The organism is Pseudomonas sp. GD03944 (genome assembly GCF_029839275.1).
Lineage (GTDB): Bacteria > Pseudomonadota > Gammaproteobacteria > Pseudomonadales > Pseudomonadaceae > Aquipseudomonas.
On sequence record NZ_JAOCAH010000015.1, the window covers coordinates 78,877 to 95,648 of the forward strand.

The 16,772-nt window shown below is 66.2% G+C and carries 17 protein-coding genes; 10 read left to right on the forward strand and 7 right to left on the reverse strand.

Annotation, left to right across the window (positions count from 1 at the left end; translation table 11 throughout):
• Window position 1: 1 nt before the first annotated feature.
• Window positions 2-1,669, forward strand: a complete 1,668-nt coding sequence (locus N5C28_RS20050; RefSeq protein WP_279825011.1) for a cyclic peptide export ABC transporter — start codon at window positions 2-4, stop codon at window positions 1,667-1,669.
• The gene (locus N5C28_RS20055; RefSeq protein ID WP_279825012.1) at window positions 1,666-2,448 is read left to right on the forward strand and encodes an alpha/beta fold hydrolase; all 783 of its coding nucleotides are present in this window, start codon (window positions 1,666-1,668) and stop codon (window positions 2,446-2,448) included. The genes N5C28_RS20050 and N5C28_RS20055 overlap by 4 nt, the downstream gene beginning before the upstream one ends.
• A gap of 1 nt (window position 2,449) precedes the next feature.
• Here N5C28_RS20055 and fhuF read toward each other — a convergent pair whose 3' ends face one another.
• Window positions 2,450-3,142, reverse strand: a complete 693-nt coding sequence (fhuF, locus tag N5C28_RS20060; protein WP_279825078.1) for a siderophore-iron reductase FhuF — start codon at window positions 3,140-3,142, stop codon at window positions 2,450-2,452.
• A 198-nt stretch (window positions 3,143-3,340) separates the two neighbouring features.
• Here fhuF and N5C28_RS20065 point away from each other — a divergent pair, with 198 nt between their 5' ends.
• Entirely contained in the window at window positions 3,341-5,068 is a 1,728-nt protein-coding gene (locus N5C28_RS20065) for an ABC transporter ATP-binding protein/permease (RefSeq protein WP_279825013.1), read from the forward strand.
• A gap of 14 nt (window positions 5,069-5,082) precedes the next feature.
• Here N5C28_RS20065 and N5C28_RS20070 read toward each other — a convergent pair whose 3' ends face one another.
• Window positions 5,083-5,508 (reverse strand): chemotaxis protein CheY, encoded by a 426-nt coding sequence (locus tag N5C28_RS20070; protein ID WP_279825014.1) that lies wholly within the window; start codon window positions 5,506-5,508, stop codon window positions 5,083-5,085.
• A gap of 39 nt (window positions 5,509-5,547) precedes the next feature.
• Entirely contained in the window at window positions 5,548-6,765 is a 1,218-nt protein-coding gene (locus N5C28_RS20075) for an EAL domain-containing response regulator (protein ID WP_279825016.1), read from the reverse strand.
• Between the two features lie 193 nt (window positions 6,766-6,958).
• Between N5C28_RS20075 and ggt the strand changes: the two genes are divergently transcribed.
• From ggt to N5C28_RS20090, 3 genes are all read left to right on the forward strand, one after another.
• The gene (gene ggt, locus N5C28_RS20080) at window positions 6,959-8,626 is read left to right on the forward strand and encodes a gamma-glutamyltransferase (RefSeq protein WP_279825017.1); all 1,668 of its coding nucleotides are present in this window, start codon (window positions 6,959-6,961) and stop codon (window positions 8,624-8,626) included.
• Window positions 8,627-8,761: 135 nt separating this feature from the next.
• A complete protein-coding gene (locus N5C28_RS20085) occupies window positions 8,762-9,250 on the forward strand; it encodes an HIT family protein (protein WP_279825018.1) in 489 nt (162 codons plus the stop codon).
• Window positions 9,251-9,272: 22 nt separating this feature from the next.
• A complete protein-coding gene (locus N5C28_RS20090; protein WP_279825019.1) occupies window positions 9,273-9,698 on the forward strand; it encodes an NUDIX domain-containing protein in 426 nt (141 codons plus the stop codon).
• Between the two features lie 7 nt (window positions 9,699-9,705).
• Here N5C28_RS20090 and N5C28_RS20095 read toward each other — a convergent pair whose 3' ends face one another.
• Window positions 9,706-11,205 (reverse strand): PLP-dependent aminotransferase family protein, encoded by a 1,500-nt coding sequence (locus N5C28_RS20095; protein WP_279825021.1) that lies wholly within the window; start codon window positions 11,203-11,205, stop codon window positions 9,706-9,708.
• 147 nt (window positions 11,206-11,352) lie between these two features.
• On the opposite strand from N5C28_RS20095, the gene N5C28_RS20100 reads away from it, so the two are divergent.
• The gene (locus N5C28_RS20100) at window positions 11,353-12,558 is read left to right on the forward strand and encodes an FAD-dependent oxidoreductase (protein ID WP_279825022.1); all 1,206 of its coding nucleotides are present in this window, start codon (window positions 11,353-11,355) and stop codon (window positions 12,556-12,558) included.
• A gap of 182 nt (window positions 12,559-12,740) precedes the next feature.
• On the forward strand, window positions 12,741-13,772 hold the full coding sequence (locus tag N5C28_RS20105; protein ID WP_279825023.1) for a hypothetical protein: 1,032 nt from the start codon (window positions 12,741-12,743) through the stop codon (window positions 13,770-13,772).
• Window positions 13,773-13,810: 38 nt separating this feature from the next.
• Here the strand turns inward: N5C28_RS20105 and N5C28_RS20110 are convergent, their stop codons facing one another.
• Genes N5C28_RS20110 through N5C28_RS20120 form a run of 3 tightly spaced genes read right to left on the reverse strand, consistent with a single transcriptional unit; the run spans window position 13,811 to window position 15,266 of the window.
• The gene (locus N5C28_RS20110) at window positions 13,811-14,029 is read right to left on the reverse strand and encodes a hypothetical protein (protein WP_279825024.1); all 219 of its coding nucleotides are present in this window, start codon (window positions 14,027-14,029) and stop codon (window positions 13,811-13,813) included.
• A gap of 59 nt (window positions 14,030-14,088) precedes the next feature.
• Window positions 14,089-14,412: a low molecular weight protein tyrosine phosphatase family protein gene (locus N5C28_RS20115; RefSeq protein ID WP_279825026.1), complete on the reverse strand. Its 324-nt coding sequence runs from the start codon at window positions 14,410-14,412 to the stop codon at window positions 14,089-14,091.
• 32 nt (window positions 14,413-14,444) lie between these two features.
• Window positions 14,445-15,266 carry an AraC family transcriptional regulator gene (locus N5C28_RS20120; RefSeq protein ID WP_279825028.1) on the reverse strand — a complete coding sequence of 274 codons (822 nt, stop codon included), beginning with the start codon at window positions 15,264-15,266 and terminating at the stop codon, window positions 14,445-14,447.
• A 133-nt stretch (window positions 15,267-15,399) separates the two neighbouring features.
• Between N5C28_RS20120 and grxC the strand changes: the two genes are divergently transcribed.
• Entirely contained in the window at window positions 15,400-15,654 is a 255-nt protein-coding gene (grxC, locus tag N5C28_RS20125) for a glutaredoxin 3 (RefSeq protein ID WP_279825029.1), read from the forward strand.
• 81 nt (window positions 15,655-15,735) lie between these two features.
• The gene (locus N5C28_RS20130) at window positions 15,736-16,548 is read left to right on the forward strand and encodes an alpha/beta hydrolase (protein ID WP_279825030.1); all 813 of its coding nucleotides are present in this window, start codon (window positions 15,736-15,738) and stop codon (window positions 16,546-16,548) included.
• The last annotated feature ends 224 nt before the right edge of the window (window positions 16,549-16,772 follow it).

A 16,772-nucleotide genomic window follows, 5' to 3' on the forward strand; every position in this document is an offset into this window, starting at 1 on the left:
CATGGACTTGCTACTTTTACTCGCCAAGCGCTCCTGGGGCGCCCTGCTGATCGCCACGCTGACCGGCCTGGTTTGCGGCCTGGGCGCCGCCGGCCTGATCGCGACGATCAACCATTCCCTGGCCGGCTTCGACCAGTTGCAGCCCCGCGACGGCCTGCTGTTCGGCGCCCTGGTGGTGCTGGTGGTGTTTTCGCGCATCGTGTCCGACGTCAGCCTGCTGCGCCTGGGCCAGGCGGCGGTCAGCGACATGCGCCTGCACCTGAGCAGCAAGCTGGTCGACACGCCCTACCCGCGCCTGCAACGCCTGGGCAAGCACCGCCTGCTGGCGATGCTCACCGACGACACCCAGACCATCAGCCAGGCCGTGGAGCTGGTGCCGATCCTGCTGGTCAACGGCGGCATCATCGTCGCCTGCCTCGGCTACCTGGGCTGGCTCAGCCTGCCGCTGCTGGGGGTGACTATTCTGCTGATCGTGCTGGGTGCGGCCACCTTCCACTGGCCCCAGGGCAAGGCGCTGACCTCCATCGCCAAGGCCCGGGAGCTCAAGGACCAGCTGTTCGGCCAGTACCGCCAGCTCACCGACGGCAGCAAGGAACTGCAGCTGAACCACGCCCGCCGCCAGCAGTTCTTCGAGCGCCTGCTGCGCCCGGTGAGCCTGCAATACCAGCGCGATTTCGTGCGCGGCATGAGCATCTACGCCCTGGTGCTGAACTGGGGCAACGGCATCTTCTACCTGCTGATCGGCGTGGTGCTGTTCGCCGCACCCCAGTTCATCGACCTGGGCGCGACGCTGGTGACGGGCTACATCCTCACCATCCTGTACATGATCACGCCGCTGTCGGAACTGATGAACGCCCTGCCCACCCTGGGCCGGGCCAGTGTGGCCCTGGGCAAGATCCGCACCCTCGAAGGGCAGCTGGAAGCGGTCGGCACGCCCGCCGAGCACCGGGTGGCGAATCAGGTCAGCCGCCTGCATTGCACCGCCGTGCAGCACACCTACTACCGGGAGCGGGAGGACGGCCACTTCACCCTCGGCCCCTTCGACCTGACCCTGAACGCCGGCGAGGTGACCTTCATCACCGGCGGCAACGGCAGTGGCAAGACCACCCTGGCCCTGTTGCTGACCGGGCTCTACCAGCCTGAAGGCGGCGAGCTGACCTTGGACGAACAGGTGTCGTCGACCACCGACAATCACCTCTACCGGCAGCATTTTTCGGCGATCTTCACCGATTTCTGCCTGTTCGAGCACCTGCTCGACGGTGACAACCCGGTGCTGATGCAGCAGGCCCGGGACTACCTGGCGCACCTGCAGCTCGACCACAAGGTCAGCATCGAGGGCGGCCGCCTGTCCACCCTCGACCTCTCCACGGGGCAGCGCAAGCGCCTGGCGCTGCTGGCCGCCTACCTGGACGACCGCCCGTGCTACCTGTTCGACGAATGGGCAGCGGACCAGGACCCGGTGTTCAAGCACTTCTTCTACACCAAGATCCTGTCGGACCTGCAGCAGCGCGGCAAACTGGTGATCGTGATCTCCCACGATGACGCCTACTTCCCGCTGGCCGACCGCCTGATCCGCGTCGACCAAGGGCAAGTGACCGAGGCCGAGCCGGCAGACGCTGCTCCGAACGCCGCCCGCGCCACCGCGCCGCTGAATGACGCACCGGCATGAACGACGCTCTGCTGACTCGCCCCGTCGCACGCGCCCGGGCCAGCCTCTGGGTGCAGACCCGGCCGCTGCCCCAGGCGCGCCTGCGTCTGTTCTGCTTCCCGTTCGCCGGTGGCAGCGCGGGCAGTTTCATGCCCTGGCTGCCGGCGCTGGCGCCCGATGTGCAGGTGTGCGCCATCCAGCTGCCGGGGCGCGGCGCGCGCTTCGGTGAGGCGCCGATCACCGACCTGGAGGCGCTAGTGGCCGAGCTGGGCCAGGTCATCGCCGAACACGGCGACCTGCCCTACGCCTTTTTCGGCCACAGCCTCGGTGGCTTGCTCGCCTATGAGCTGAGCCACCGCTGCGTGCAGCTGGGGCTGGAGCTGCCGCGCCACCTGTTCGTCTCCGCCAGCATCGCACCCCGGCACCGCACCAGCGGCCCGCGCTACGACCTGATGACCGACACCCAGTTGCTGGCCAAGCTGCGGGAGTACGCCGGCACGCCGCCGGAGGTGCTGGCCAACGAGGAATTGATGGCGCTGTTGCTGCCGGCGATCCGCGCCGACTTCACGCTGTTGCAGCACTACCGCTACCGGCCCCGCCCACGGCTGGAGGTGCCGCTCACGGTGCTGGCCGGCCGCGACGACACCCATGTCGCCGAGGCGCTGCTGGAGGATTGGCAGCTGGAAACCACGGGGGCTTGTCGTCAGCACTGGTTCGACGGGGGGCATTTCTTCCTGGCGCAGCAGCAGGACAAGGTCCTGGACCTGGTGCAGCACAGGCTGGGAGCGGCGTTGCGCTGACTCAGTCGGCCACGTCGTAGATGGTGCGCAGGTAACTGGCCTGTTCGGCGATGGGCAGGCGGTGCAGCTTGGGGCAGGCTTCGCAGAGCACCAGGGGCTTGCCCTCGACGGGCGCGTGCAGCTGGTAGTGCAGGCAGCAATGGGTACGCAGGGGAATCTCGGCGATGACATCCGGCGCCGGGGACTCGACCTGGCGCTGCAGCTTGCGCAGTTTCAGGCGGCCCTGGGCCACCGACATCTGTTCCAGCACCTGGTGCGCCTCGGCGAAGCCTTCGCGCGGGATCGAACCGCTGAGCCGGTCGAACGCCGCGTCCCAGACCGCCACCATGTTGCCCCACAGCACCTTCGGCGCCAGCCCGCCCCATTGCGACAGGGTGGCGTTCAGCGGTTCCAGGTGCTCATGGATCAGTCGGTCCCAGTAATCGGCCTGCTGGTTGCGGGCCAGGGCCGGCAGCCAGGGGGTGATTTTCAGGGCGCGGGGCTGGGCCTGGTCGTGCAGCAGTTCGATGTCGTGTTCCCAGGCGGGAATGGCCTTCCCCTGGGTCAGCGAGACGGCTAACGTGGCGGGCAGCAGCACACTGAGGTAGTTCATCGACCACTGGGACACCACCGCCGGCCGGCGGATGCCCGGGTAGCGTTCGGCGAACTGGTCCAGCAGCGGGAACAGCACGGCGGAATCGGACAGTTGCGTCAGCGGCACCGCCGAACGATCCTGGCGTTCGGTCTGGATGACACGCGCGATGGGTGGCCATGCCTGGCAGAGCCAATCCGGCAATTCGATGGTGCGCCTCCGGAGGCCTGGAGCCTCGCCCAATGAGAACGGTTAGCGTTGATGGTATAGACGTGCCCCTATAAACTCAACGCCGTTTCACCCCTGAGTAACTGAGGTCAAATGCATACGCTCCGCCACTTCTGGTTACTCGCCCGCCCGTTCTGGACCTCCTCCGAAAAGCTCCCGGCGCTGCTGCTGTTGCTCGGCACGGTGCTGATGAACCTGGCCCTGGTCGGGGTGACCATCCTCAACAACTTCTGGAACCTGCACTTCTACAACGCCTTGCAGGCGCTGGATTACGACGCCTTCCTGGTGGCGGGCCTGCAGTTCATCCTGCTGCAGCTGGCCCTGGCCACCTTCACCGTGGCGGCCTTCCACTTCCAGCAGAAACTGACCCTGCGCTGGCGGCGCTGGGCCACGGAAAACACCCTGCGCCAGTGGCTGGGCCAGCAGCGCTACCTGAGGCTGCAACTGAACGCACCGGAAATGGACAACCCGGACCAGCGCATCGCCGACGACATCAACCTGTACATCAGCATGTCGCTCAAACTCAGCCTCGGCCTGATGACGGCCATCGTCTCGCTGTTTTCCTTCCTGCACATTCTCTGGCAGGCCTCGAGCCTGATCAGCATCCCGCTCAACGGCCAGGACGTGGTCATTCCCGGCCTGCTGGTGTGGGCGGCCCTGCTCTATTCGATCCTGGGCACGGGCGGCGCCTTCTGGCTGGGACGCGCCCTGCCCCGGCTGAACTTCATCCAGCAGCGCCGCGAGGCCGATTTCCGTTTCTCGCTGATGCGCCTGCGCGAGAACGCCGAGCCGGTGGCCCAGTACCGCGGCGAGGCCGAGGAACACGCGCGGTTCTCCAAGCGCCTGGAGGCGGCCCTGCAGAACTTCTGGGCGTTGGTGAAGCAGCAGAAGATCGTCATGGGTTACTCCACCTTCTACATGCGCACCGCCACGGTGATCCCGATGTTCATCATGGCGCCGCAGTTCTTCGCCGGCGCCTTCTCCCTCGGTCGCCTGACCCAGATCAGCGCGGCCTTCGGTGAAGTGCACGAAGCCATGGCCTACCTGGTGCGGGTGTTCCCGGAAATCGCCGAGTGGAAATCCGTGGTCGACCGCCTGATGGGCTTCCAGAGCCGCCTGGACAACGTGGACAGCGACACCGGACTGACGCTGCAGCACAGCCCGGGCCGTTTTGCTGTGGAGAACCTCGACCTCTGGCTGCCGGGCGGCAAACGCCTGATCAGCGGGCTCGATCTGCAACTCGAAGCGGGCGACCGCCTGTTGATCCGCGCGCCGTCGGGCTACGGCAAGTCCACCCTGGTGCGGGCGATCACCGGTATCTGGGAGCACGCCTCCGGCACGGCGCGCTATGACCTCGGCAGTGTGCTCACCCTGTCGCAGAAGACCTACCTGCCCCTGGGCAGTCTGCGCGACATGCTCTGGTACCCGCACCCCGCCCAGCCCGGGAGCGACGCGCAATTGCAGCACTACATGCAACAGTGCGGCCTGGAGCACCTGGTGCCGAAGCTGGATGAAGAAGTCGACTGGTCGCAGATTCTCAGCCTGGGCGAGCAGCAGCGTTGTGCCTTCGTGCGCGCCCTGCTGAGCCGGCCGAGCGTGCTGTTCCTGGATGAAAGCACCTCGGCGCTGGACGAGGCCACCGAAGCCCAGTGCTACGCGCTGCTGAAGCGCGAGTTGAGCGACACCATCCTGATCAGCATCGGCCACCGGGCCTCGCTGGAACGGTTCCACGCGCAGTTGCTGGAGCTCAAGGGCGTCGATCAGGAGAGCCAGCACCCGGTTCGCCAGCTCGACGCGCCGCGGTTCGACACGGCAACTTGAGCCTCGAATGTCGCTCAGCCGTGGCGGGTTTCCTGCAGCGCAACGGATGGACAGGCTGACAGCGCGGGATCGATGCAGGTCATCACACGGTGCAGCTGCTCGCGATCCGGAAAGCCCGAGGCGAAGAAGGCAAAGGCGTGCACCGTGCTGGGCAAACCGATCACGCCCAGGCTGTAGCTGTTGTAGACCAGGAAGTAACGGGCCCGCGGGTAGGTGCTCAGCAGTTGGTCCAGGTCGAACGCCTGCCCGTCGATCAGGTCGGCATTGATCACCAGCAGGTCGAAGGGAACCAGCACCTGTTCGATCAGCAGCGCCACCTCCCCGGCACCGGCCACCGGCGCGATTCGGTGGTAGCCCAGGCGGTTGAGGGTTTTTTCCAGGCTCAGCTGGCGGTCATGTTCAGGTTCGGCGAGCAGGATGCGCAGGCGTGGATTGGCCATGGGAAGGGACTCGTTCGATCGGGAAAGGAATGGCATGGGTCAGGTCTTGCGCAGCCAGCCGGCCTGTCGTTCCAGCCACGGCAGGAGTTTTTCCGCGCTCATGGCGCGGGCATACAGGTCACCCTGGGCCAGGGTGAAACCGAGCTGGTTCAGCCACTGGCGCTGCCGCTGGGTGTCCACTCCGGTCACCACCGTCGACAGTTTCAGGGTCGCCGCCAGGGCCAGCACGCTGCAGATGACCGCACGGGATCGGCGGCCGCCGTCCGGCTCGCGGGTGAGCACGGCGCTGAGCTTGATTTCGGTGAATGGCAGCTGGCCCAGGCGCTCCAGCGAGGAAAAGCCGCTGCCGAAGCCGGCCATCGACAGGCGCACGCCCAACAGACGCAGCAGGATGAGGTTCTCCAGCACGGCTGGGGACAGTTCCAGCACGGCGTCTTCATCGAGTTCGAAGGTCAGCCGCGTCGGGGCGATATCATGCTGCGCCACGGCGCGTTGCACCTGCTCGATCAGTCCCGGTGCACCACACAGGCTGGCCGGCAGGTTGAAGGCCAGGTCGAGCCGATGCCCCAGGCGGTCGGCAGCCTGCAGGAACTCCAGGCCCTGCTCAAGCTGGGCACTGAACAGCTCGCCCAGCAACTCGGCGCGGGCCAGTAACGGCAGGAAATCGCCAGGCATCACCCAGCCATGACGGGGATGGGCCCAGCGCGAGAGCACGTTCAGGCGCCGGACATCGCCCTTGCGCAGGTCGACGGTAGGCTGGAACAACGGCTTGAACGCCTGGGACGCCAGGGCATCCTGCAGCTCGGCCCGGGAAATCGGCCCGAGGTATTCGCGGCGGCGGGGACCATCGCTCGGCAGGAATCGAGGGCGACCGATGAAGGCACTCACCAGCGGCGTAATGGCCCCGCTGATCACCGGTGACTGGATGTACCCCAGCAGCACCACACCCAGTTTTTCCGTCAGGCGACGGATCGCATCGTGGACATCCGCCTCGTGCTGGCTGCACAGGATCACGGCACCGAACAGCCGACGCTGGCTCAGGGCGGTGAAGGCACTCAGGTCGGCGACCTGCTGCGCACGCAGGCTGTACAGCAGAATGTCCACGGCCCCGCTGGTTTGCAGCACGTGCAGCGCCGCCTCGGCATCGGCCGCCAGCAGCACGGCGTCGCAGCCCAGCTCCTGGAACACCTGAGCCGCCGCTCGACGTTTGAACGGGTGCGCTTCGACGATCAGAACGCGGACGGGCAGGCAGGACATGGCAGGTACGCAGGCGGTAGGAATGTTCGAAATTATTGCCAGTGCCCCTGCGGGCTGTATTTAAGAACGCTCCTAATTTTTAGTGGTCGCCGAACCGCGGGCTTCCCACGCATTTAGGCGTGCATCTCATTGCTGCCACCCCGTTCATGAGCCTTAATCAGTGTTCAACGAAAACAACACCGAGGAAGCAACTATGCACGTTGTGATGTTTCGAGCCCTTGGCGTCAGTGCCGCGATTCTGGCCAGTTCCCCCGCATTCGCCCTGCCCCTGGACGGTGGTGCGGTGGCCGCTCCCGATCGGTATGGCGCACAGGTGGCCGCCGACGTTCTCAAGAAGGGAGGCAATGCCGTGGACGCGGCGGTCGCCACCGCCTTCACCCTGGCGGTGACCTACCCCGAAGCCGGGAACATCGGCGGTGGCGGTTTCATGACCCTGTACATCGACGGCAAGGCGTATTTCCTCGACTACCGCGAAGTGGCGCCCAAGGCGGCCAGCCGCAACATGTACCTGGATGACAAGGGCGAAATCATCGAGAACCTCAGCCTGATCGGCTCTCGCGCCGCGGGCGTCCCGGGTACGGTGATGGGACTGTGGGAGGCGCACCAGAAGTTCGGCAAGTTGCCCTGGGCCGAACTGATCACCCCGGCGGTGGGTTATGCGAAGAACGGTTTCGAGGTCGCGGCCAAGCAGTACCAGTACCGCGAAGACGCCAACGGCCTGTTCAAGGACAGCACCAACTTCAACGACTACTTCGGCAGCATGAAGGCGGGCGAGCCGTTCAAACAGCCCGAGCTGGCGCATACCCTGGAGCGTATCGCCGACAAGGGCGTGAGCGAGTTCTACCAGGGCAAGACCGCCGACCTGCTGGTGGCGCAGATGCAGGCCGACAAGGGCCTGATCAGCAAGGATGACCTCAAGGACTACAAGGCGGTGTGGCGCGACCCGATCGCCATCCAATGGCGCGGCAACGTGGTCTATACCGCGCCGCTGCCGAGCTCTGGCGGCATCGCACTGGCGCAGCTGCTGGGCATCAAGGAGCAACGTGCCGCAGACTTCAAGGGCGTGGCGCTGAACTCGTCGCGCTACATCCACTTGCTGGCTGAAATCGAGAAACGGGTGTTCGCCGACCGTGCCGACTACCTGGGCGACCCGGGGTTTTCCAAGGTGCCGGTGGCCGAGCTGACGGCGGCGGACTACATCGCCAAACGCGCCAAGGAGGTCAACCCCACGGCGATCTCCGAGACCGAAAAAGTCCGCCCGGGGCTGGAGCCGCACCAGACCACCCACTTCTCCATCGTCGACAGGGACGGCAACGCGGTCAGCAACACCTACACCCTGAACCTGGACTACGGCAGCGGCGTGGTGGTGAAAGGCGCGGGCTTTTTGCTCAACAACGAGATGGACGACTTCAGCGCCAAGCCGGGGACGGCCAATGCCTTTGGCGTGGTTGGCGGTGATGCCAACGCCATCGAACCGGGCAAGCGCATGCTGTCGTCGATGAGCCCGACCCTGGTGACCCGCGATGGCAAGGTCACCCTGGTGCTGGGTACGCCGGGCGGCTCGCGAATCTTCACCTCGATCTTCCAGGTGCTGAACAACCTGTACGACTACGACCTGCCTTTGAAGGAGGCCGTGGGCGCGCAGCGGGTGCATCACCAGTTGTTGCCCAAGGACACCATTTACTTCGACGCCTACGCGCCGCTGACCGGCAAGGTCGCGGATGAGTTGAAGCAGATGGGCTACACCCTGGAGGATCAGGGCTGGGAAATGGGCGATATCCAGGCGATCCGGGTCAATGGCACGGCGCTGGAAACAGCCTCCGATCCGCGGGGCCGCGGCCAGGGGCTGGTCGTCAAATAGGGGGCTGACGCATCGCGGGCGTGTCCCGCGATGCGTCTTCTGGGGTGGCGGCCCTGTCGAGACTGCCACCCGAACCGAGCGACGCCCGGCGTCTCTTGTTATCCTGCTGCGCCGTTCTAGCGCAGGCCTGTTTCCATGACGTTGCCGCCGCGTTTCATCCTTCATGAAACGCCCCACTGGATCATCAATCACCACTTGGCCAGTGCCCTGCCCGGCTATGTGATGCTGGGGTCCCGGGCGCCGGTGGATTCGCTGGCCGACCTGCCCGAGGCGGCGCTGGCGGAACTGGGCGGCCTGCTCGCCCGGGCCCAACGGATTCTCGAAACCCAGCTTCAGCCCAAGTGGTTGTACATCAGCCGCTACGGCCATGTGCCGGGGCAACCGATCCATTTTCATTTCATCCCGGTGTACGCCTGGGTCGAGGCGCTGTTTTGGAAAGACGCCCGCTACCGCGCACTCGACGCCTTCGCCACGCCAGGCAACGCCCAGTCGCTCACCGACGGCGCCGAGCTGACGCTGTTCATCTGGCGGGAATTCGGCGAACGGCCCATACCGCCGGCCATCCAGGGGCCGGGCGTGGATGAGATCATCACGCGCCTGCGCCAGGCATTCGCACAGGCCTGAGCCGGCCAACAAGGAGCATGCCGTGAACGAATCACCGGTAAAACCCGCCGAACCGCGCCTCGGGTGCGGCGCCGCTATCGTGCAGGATGGCCGCATCCTGTTGATCCAGCGCCTGCGCGAACCCGAAGCCCGACACTGGGGCCTGCCCGGCGGCAAGGTGGACTGGCTGGAACCCGTGGAGCAGGCGGTAAAACGCGAGATTCTCGAAGAGCTTGGCATCCACCTGGACGCGCTCGAACTGCTCTGTGTCGTCGACCAGATCGACCCGCACACGCCGGAACACTGGCTGGCGCCGGTGTACCTCGCGGAGCGGTTCGACGGCACGCCGCGCCTGGTCGAGCCGGAGAAACACGCGGCCTTCGCCTGGTTCGCCCTGGATGCCCTGCCCGCGCCCCTGACGGCCGCCACCCGCGCTGCCCTGCCACGTCTGCTCGACCGCCTGGGATAACCGCCCCTCAGCGCTGCAGGGCGACCTTCACCGCCTGGGCGGCGTCCTGGATCGCGCGTTCGTCGTACGGCGCAAAGCCCATCACCAGGCCGGCCGGCTTGCGCTCCACGCAGTAGTTGGACAGCGGCATCACATCGATCCCGGCACTGCCGAGGCGCGCGCAGGTGCCGGCTTCGTCCTCATGGGCCAGGGTGCAGGCGATGTCCATGCCCGCGCGGATGTCCGGCACATGAATCAGGTCCCGCCAGTGGGTGTGCGCCGCCTCGGCGAAGGCCTCTGCCCGGGAGGCGTAGATCTTGCGCTTCTGCCGCACGTGACGGTCGAAGTGCCCCTCGCTGATGAACTCGGCCAGCACCGCCTGCGCCAGGCTGTTGGCGTGCCGGGCGGTCAGTGCGGCGGCCCGGGTGAAGCTTTCCACCAGCGAGGCCGGCAGCACCAGGTAGGCCAGGCGGATGGCCGGGAACAGCAGCTTGCTGAAGGTGCCGGCGAGAATCACCGAGCGATCCGCCTCCGCCAACGAACGCAGCGCGGGAATCGGCTTGGCGATGAAGCGGTATTCGCTGTCGTAGTCGTCCTCGAAGATGTACGCGCCCTGGGTGTTCGCCCAACGCAGCAAGGCCAGGCGCCGCGCCGGCGACAGCTCGCTGCCCAGGGGGGCCTGCCGGGACGGCGTGACGTAGGCGAGGCGCGCCCTGGGGGCACGGCGAATGCCCTCGTCCACGTCCAGGCCGTGCTGGTCCACCGGTACATCCACCCGGTTCACCCCGGTCACGTCCATCAACTGGCGGGCCCCCGGGTAGCCCGGGTCCTCCATCCACACCGGCTCGCCGGGCTGCACCAGCAGCCGCAGGCACAGGTCCAGGCCCTGTTGCACGCTGCTCAGGATCAGCACGCGATCGGCCGACACCTGCACCCCACGGGCAATGGACAGGTACCCCGCCACCGCCTGGCGCAGGGCCGGCAACCCGGCCGGGTCGGAATCCAGCAGTGCCGACATGCGCGAGGAGCGCAGCTGCTGGATATGCAGCTTGCGCCACAGGTCCACGGGAAACGTCTGCACATCACCCCGGTGCGGGAAGAACGGGCGCAGCCCCGGGATTACCGAGCGGCGGCCGAACACTGGCTTGATCGCCGCCAGGCGTTCGATCCACGGCGTCTGCGGGGGCGGATCGTGGGTTTCCACGCTGGGCACGATGCGCCGGCGCACGTAGCCGGACTCCAGGGTGACGCCGGGCAACACCTGGCTGACCCGGGTGCCGCTGCCGGTGTGGGCATCCAGGTAGCCTTCGGAGAGCAACTGCTGGTAGGCCGCCTGCACCGTACCCCGCGCCAGGCCGTAGTGGGACGCCAGGACCCGGGTACCGGGCAGCTTGCTGCCGGCCGGCAGGCGCCCCTTGAGAATCGCCTCGCGCAGCCCGTCATACAGCCAGCGCTGCAGCGTGGTGCCCGGCTCCGGCGCACCCAGGGGCATGAAGACAACGAGCGGCGGTTGCTTGTCGCGTGGCATATGAGCTTCCCAAGTGGACCAATGACTTCGGCACGGAGTGGATCAATACCATGAACCGACGCAGCGGCACACTCGCTTTCGCAGTACGGGCCGTTATCGCGGTCGCCCGGTGATTTTTCCTCTCTTGTCTCGATCATGGAGTGAGTCATGAAACAACAGATTCTGATCATCGGCGCCGGCTTCGGCGGCCTGTGGAGCGCCCTCGCCGCCCTGCGCCTGCTCGACCAGCAGCAACGCCAGGACGTCACCGTCACCCTGCTCGCGCCCCAGGCCGAGCTGCACGTGCGGCCGCGCCTCTACGAGCCCGACGCGGCCAGCACCACGGCCCCGCTGGGCGAGCTGTTCGACGCCGTGGGGGTGAATTTCGTCCAGGGCACCGCCACCCAGATCGACACCCAGGGCAAGCGCGTCAGCTACGTCGATGCCACCGGTGCCGAGCAGGCACTGGCCTACGACCGCCTGGTGCTGGCGGCTGGCAGCCAGGTGGCGCGACCGAGCCAGGGCGGCATGGACCGTCATACCTTCGACGTCGACAGCCTGGCTTCCGCGCTCGAGCTGGAAGACCATCTGCGAAGCCTGCGCACGCTGCCGGATTCCCCCGCCCGCAACACCGTGGTGGTGGTCGGCGGCGGCTTCACCGGCATCGAGGCCGCCACCGAAATGCCCGCCCGCCTGCGCGCCATCCTGGGTGACAGCGCGGCGATCCGCGTGATCATCGTCGATCCCGGCAAGCGCGTCGGCATTGCCCTGGGCAGCCAGATCGCCGAGGTGGTGGCCGAAGCCAGCGACACCCTGGGCGTGCAGTGGCGCACCGGCACCCTGGTGACCGCGGTGGATGCCAATGGCGTGGTGCTCGACAACGGCGAACGCATCGATGCCAGGACGGTGATCTGGGCCGTGGGCCTGCGGGCCTCGCCGCTGACCACGCAGATCGCCGGCGAGCGTGATCGCTTCGGCCGCCTGCACACCGACCAGAACCTCAAGGTGATCGGCCAGGACGCGGTCTACGCCACCGGCGACACCGCCTTCGTGCCCTGCGACGACATGGGCAACCACGCGCTGATGAGCTGCCAGCACGCGATTGCCCTCGGCCGCTCGGCCGGCAACAACGCCGTGGCCGACCTGTTGGGCCTCAAGCCGATCCCCTACAGCCAGCCCAAGTACGTGACCTGCCTGGACCTCGGTGCCTGGGGCGCCGTGTTCACCGAAGGCTGGGAGCGCCAGGTGGTGCTGACCAAGGCCGAGGCCAAGGAGCTGAAGATCCAGATCAACACGCAGTGGATCTACCCGCCCGCCCCGGACCGCGCCAGCGCCCTCGCCGCTGCCGACCCGCTGATTCCTGTGGTGGCCTAAGGGCCGATATTGCCTGCCGGGTGTCGTCCTGCCTGGCAGGATTTTTTAAGGCTGTGCAGCGCGTTCCAGAGCGGATTGGCGCGGCAAGTGGATCAGTCGAAATCACCGTAATTGGATCAATACAGTAGTCCTTGGTCCCTGCATCCTCGCACCAGCCTTCCCTTACCGATGAGGAACTGACCGTGCCCGATGCCAACCCCCTGCTGTCCCCCACGCCCTGGCCCGCGACCCGCGTGGCCGCCTGGCCTTTGTGGTTGCCCGCCGTGGTTGCCGCGTTCTATCCCTTCCTGCTCGACGCCTTTCACCTGATGATCACCGGCCACGCCTATGTGCCGGCGGCGATTCTGCTCCTGCTGAGTTTTCTGGTGCCGGCCCTGGGCCTGTTCGTCGCGTGCCGGGAAACCGGCTTGGTCAGCACCCGCCAGGCGCGTGCCCGGCGCCTGGCGCTGCTGGTGGTGGCCGCGCCCACGTTGTACTGCTTCCTGGGGGTGAACCTGTACATGCTGGGCAGCCCGGTGCCGGACAGCTGGGTCTGGACGCCGATCTGGCTGGCCCTGGCCGCGTTCGCCGTGCTGCTGCCAAACCGTTCGACCGAGGCGCCGGCGGAACACCGCAGCAGCGCCGCAACCCGTGTGGCCCACGGCATTTCCGGCGCGCTGGTGACGCTGTTCATCGCCTTCCACCTGTTCAACCACCTGTTCGGCCTGCTCGGCCCCGAGGCCCACGCCGAGATCATGGAGCTGGGCCGTGTGGTCTACCGCTCGCCGGTGGTCGAACCGCTGCTGGTCGCCGCGCTGCTGTTCCAGGTGTTCTCCGGCCTGTACCTGGCCTGGCACTGGAGCGCCCGTGGCGGTGACTTCCAGCGCATCTTCCAGATCGCCTCGGGGGTGTTCCTCTCGGTGTTCATCCTCGGCCACCTGAACGCGGTGTTCATCTTCGCCCGCACCTGGGCCGGCATCGAAACCGACTGGGCCTTCGCCACTGGCGCCCCCACCGGTCTGCTGCTCGACCCCTGGAGCATCCGCCTGGTGCCGCACTACGCCCTAGGCGTGTTCTTCATCCTGGCCCACCTGGTGTCGGGCCTGCGGGTGGTGGCGCTGGCCCACGGCATGGCCCGCCGGGCGGCCGACCAGCTGTGGTTCTTCGGTGCCGGCGTCGCGGCGCTGGTCTCGCTGGGCATCATGCTGGGCATGACGGGTGTGCGGCTGGGCTGATGGCTGGGCTTAGACGAGGCGGCTCTCCAGGGGCCGCCTTATCGTTTGGGCCAGAACATCTTGTACAGCGCGAACATGATGCACAGCACGCCGGCGCTGTGTTGCAGGCCCAGGCTCATCATCATGCCCCGCTCGGGATCGATGTCGCGGCTGAACAGTTCGAGGCCGACTTCCCGGGTGCTGTTCACCAGTAGCAGGCCGATGAAGATGATGGCCAGGTACGGCCAGTTTCTGACGATAAAATTCTTTATAAACATTGAGATGGAAAATTTACTTGATGTTGATTGAGGGGTTTGTTCGTGGCCGTGAATAGGGCTCAGCCCGGCAGGTAGCGCGGCACCTTGGCCTGGAGCAGCTGAACCAGCTCCGGCGCCATGAAGGCGAAATCGTCGGGGATGTCCAGGCACACGGTGCGCTTGTTGGCCAGGTGCGCCTTGAAGCGCGCAGTCAGCTTGCGGCGGTGGGCCGGCTCCATCACGCAGATCAGTTCGGCCCAGGCCAGCACCTCGATATCCACGGGCACGTCGGCATCGTTGCCCACACCGGCCGAGGCGGTTTCCACCCCCGGCCAATCGGCAAATACCTGTTCTGCCGTCGGGCTGCGCAGGCGGTTTTTGCCGCAGATGAAAAGCACGTTCACGGTCGGTGCATCCTTGCTCGGTATTCAATGAATCAGGCGTATTTGCCGCGCCACTGCAGCGGGCTTTCCCCGGTCTTGCGGCGGAAGGCCCGGGCCAGGGCCGAGGGGCTTTCATAGCCCACTTCGTCGGCGATCAGCGCCACCGGTTTGCCTTCGCGCAGGCGCTTCTGCACCAGGCTGACCCGCCAGCTGGCCAGGTAATCGGCCGGTGTCTGCCCCACCACTTCACGAAAATGCGCGGCGAAGCTGGCCCGCGACATGTTGCACTGCGCGGCCAGTTCCACCAGGGACCAGGGATGCTCGGGGTTGTCGTGCATCAGGCTCATGGCCTTGGCCAGGCGCAGGTCCGCCAGCCCCGCCATCATGCCGCTGGAGACGCTGTGGCTGGCCATCATATGGCGCAACAGCTGGATGATCACCAGTTCGAAGAGTCGATTGAGCACGGCTTCACGGCCGCAATGGGTCGCGCTGGCCTCATCCAGCAGCCATTCCAGGGTGCTGCCCAGCATGGGTACCTCGTCCAGGCCGAAGATCAGGTAGTCCGGCAGCGAACCCGCCAGCGGGTTGCGCCCGCCGCCGTCGAAGCCCAGCCGGGCGCAGACCATCTGCGCGCTGTCTGCTTCGCTGGCGATCATGCGGTGCCGGTATGGCCGCGGGAACAGCACCAGCGAGGGCTTTTCCAGGCGGATTTCCTGGTCATGGGCTACGCGCAGGGTCATCTGCCCGGCGCGCAGGATGTGCAGGTAGCCGTATTCCTCGGAATCATCGAAGGCCGCGCTGCCGCACAGCCCGCCGGTGTGGTAGGTGCCGGCGCTGACACCGAAATGCTTGAGCAGGGTCGATAAGCGGTCCATGGGAAGCCTCATAAAGCGATTTGGACGATCTGCACAATAATTTCGACTATTTGCGTCCGAATGGAAAGCGTTCTTCGTCACTATCACTCCATCGCTGATGCACGAGGCATCAGCCACTCACGGAGTGCCGATCATGTCTGAAGTTACCCTGTACACCACCAGCACTTGCCCGTACTGCCGTAACGCCAAGGCCCTCTTGGCCAGCAAGGGTGTGGCGCCGCGGGAAATCAACATCGAATCATCCCCCGAGCTGATCCGCGAAATGATGGCCCGCAGCGGCCGCCGCACCGTGCCACAGATCTTCATCGGCGAACGCCATGTCGGCGGCTTCGATGACCTGGCTGCCCTGGACCGCGCAGGCCAACTGACGCCCCTGCTCACCCACTGAATCCAACCCTGCTGTCCCGCACATACCGGTGCGGGCAGCAAAACGCTTTAGCCCCTAACCGCCAATCAAAAGGAAATACCCATGTCCATCTCCCCACGCAATTGGGCCGCCATGACTGCCCTGATCGCCGCTAGCAGCCTGTCCACCTTCAGCGCCGTTGCCGCGCCGATCGCCCCGCCTTCCGACAAGGCCACGGTGATCCTGGTCCACGGTGCCTTCGCCGAATCCTCCAGCTGGAACGGCGTGGCCTCCCGCCTGCAGGCCGAGGGCTACCCGGTGATCGCTGTCGCCAACCCGCTGCGCAGCGTTAAAGGCGACTCCGACTACGTTTCGCAACTGGTCGAGCACACCAAAGGCCCGGTGATCCTGGTCGGCCACTCCTACGGTGGCCAGGTGATTTCCGACGCCGTGCATGGCAACGCGAACGTCAAGGCGCTGGTCTACGTGGCGGCCTTTGCCCCGGAAAAAGGCGAGACCGTGCTCGAACTGTCCGGTCGCTACCCGGGCGGCACCCTCGGCCCGACCCTGGCCGACCCGGTGACGCTGATCGATGGCAACCAGGACCTGTACATCCAGCAGGACAAGTTCGCCGAGCAGTTCGCTGCCGACGTGGCACCGGCCGACGCCGCGCTGATGGCCGCCACCCAACGTCCGATCACCACCGCAGCGCTGGGTGAGCCGGCGGTCAACCCGGCCTGGAAATACACCCCGTCGTGGTTCATCTACGGCTCGGCGGACAAGAACATCCCCGAAGCCGCGCTGAAGTTCATGGCCGACCGCGCTGGCTCCAAGAAAACCGTGGTGATCGACGGCGCTTCCCACGTGGTGATGACCTCCAACCCACAACAAGTGGCCGACCTGATCGACGAAGCGGCGCAGGCTACCAGCCGCTGATCTGTTGACCCGCTGCACCCGAAACCCCGCCCAGGTGCTGCCTGGGCGGGGTTTTCTGTTTTCGGCGTGTATCGCCATGGTGGATCGGTGAAGCGTGATCCACCCTACGGGATTGCCTTTGTAGGAGCGGCCTTGGCCGCGAGCTTCAACGGTTGTCGATTCGGGGAAGAGCTCGCGGGCAAGCCCGCTCCTACGGATGGCGGCATGCCTGGAAAATTCAGGGC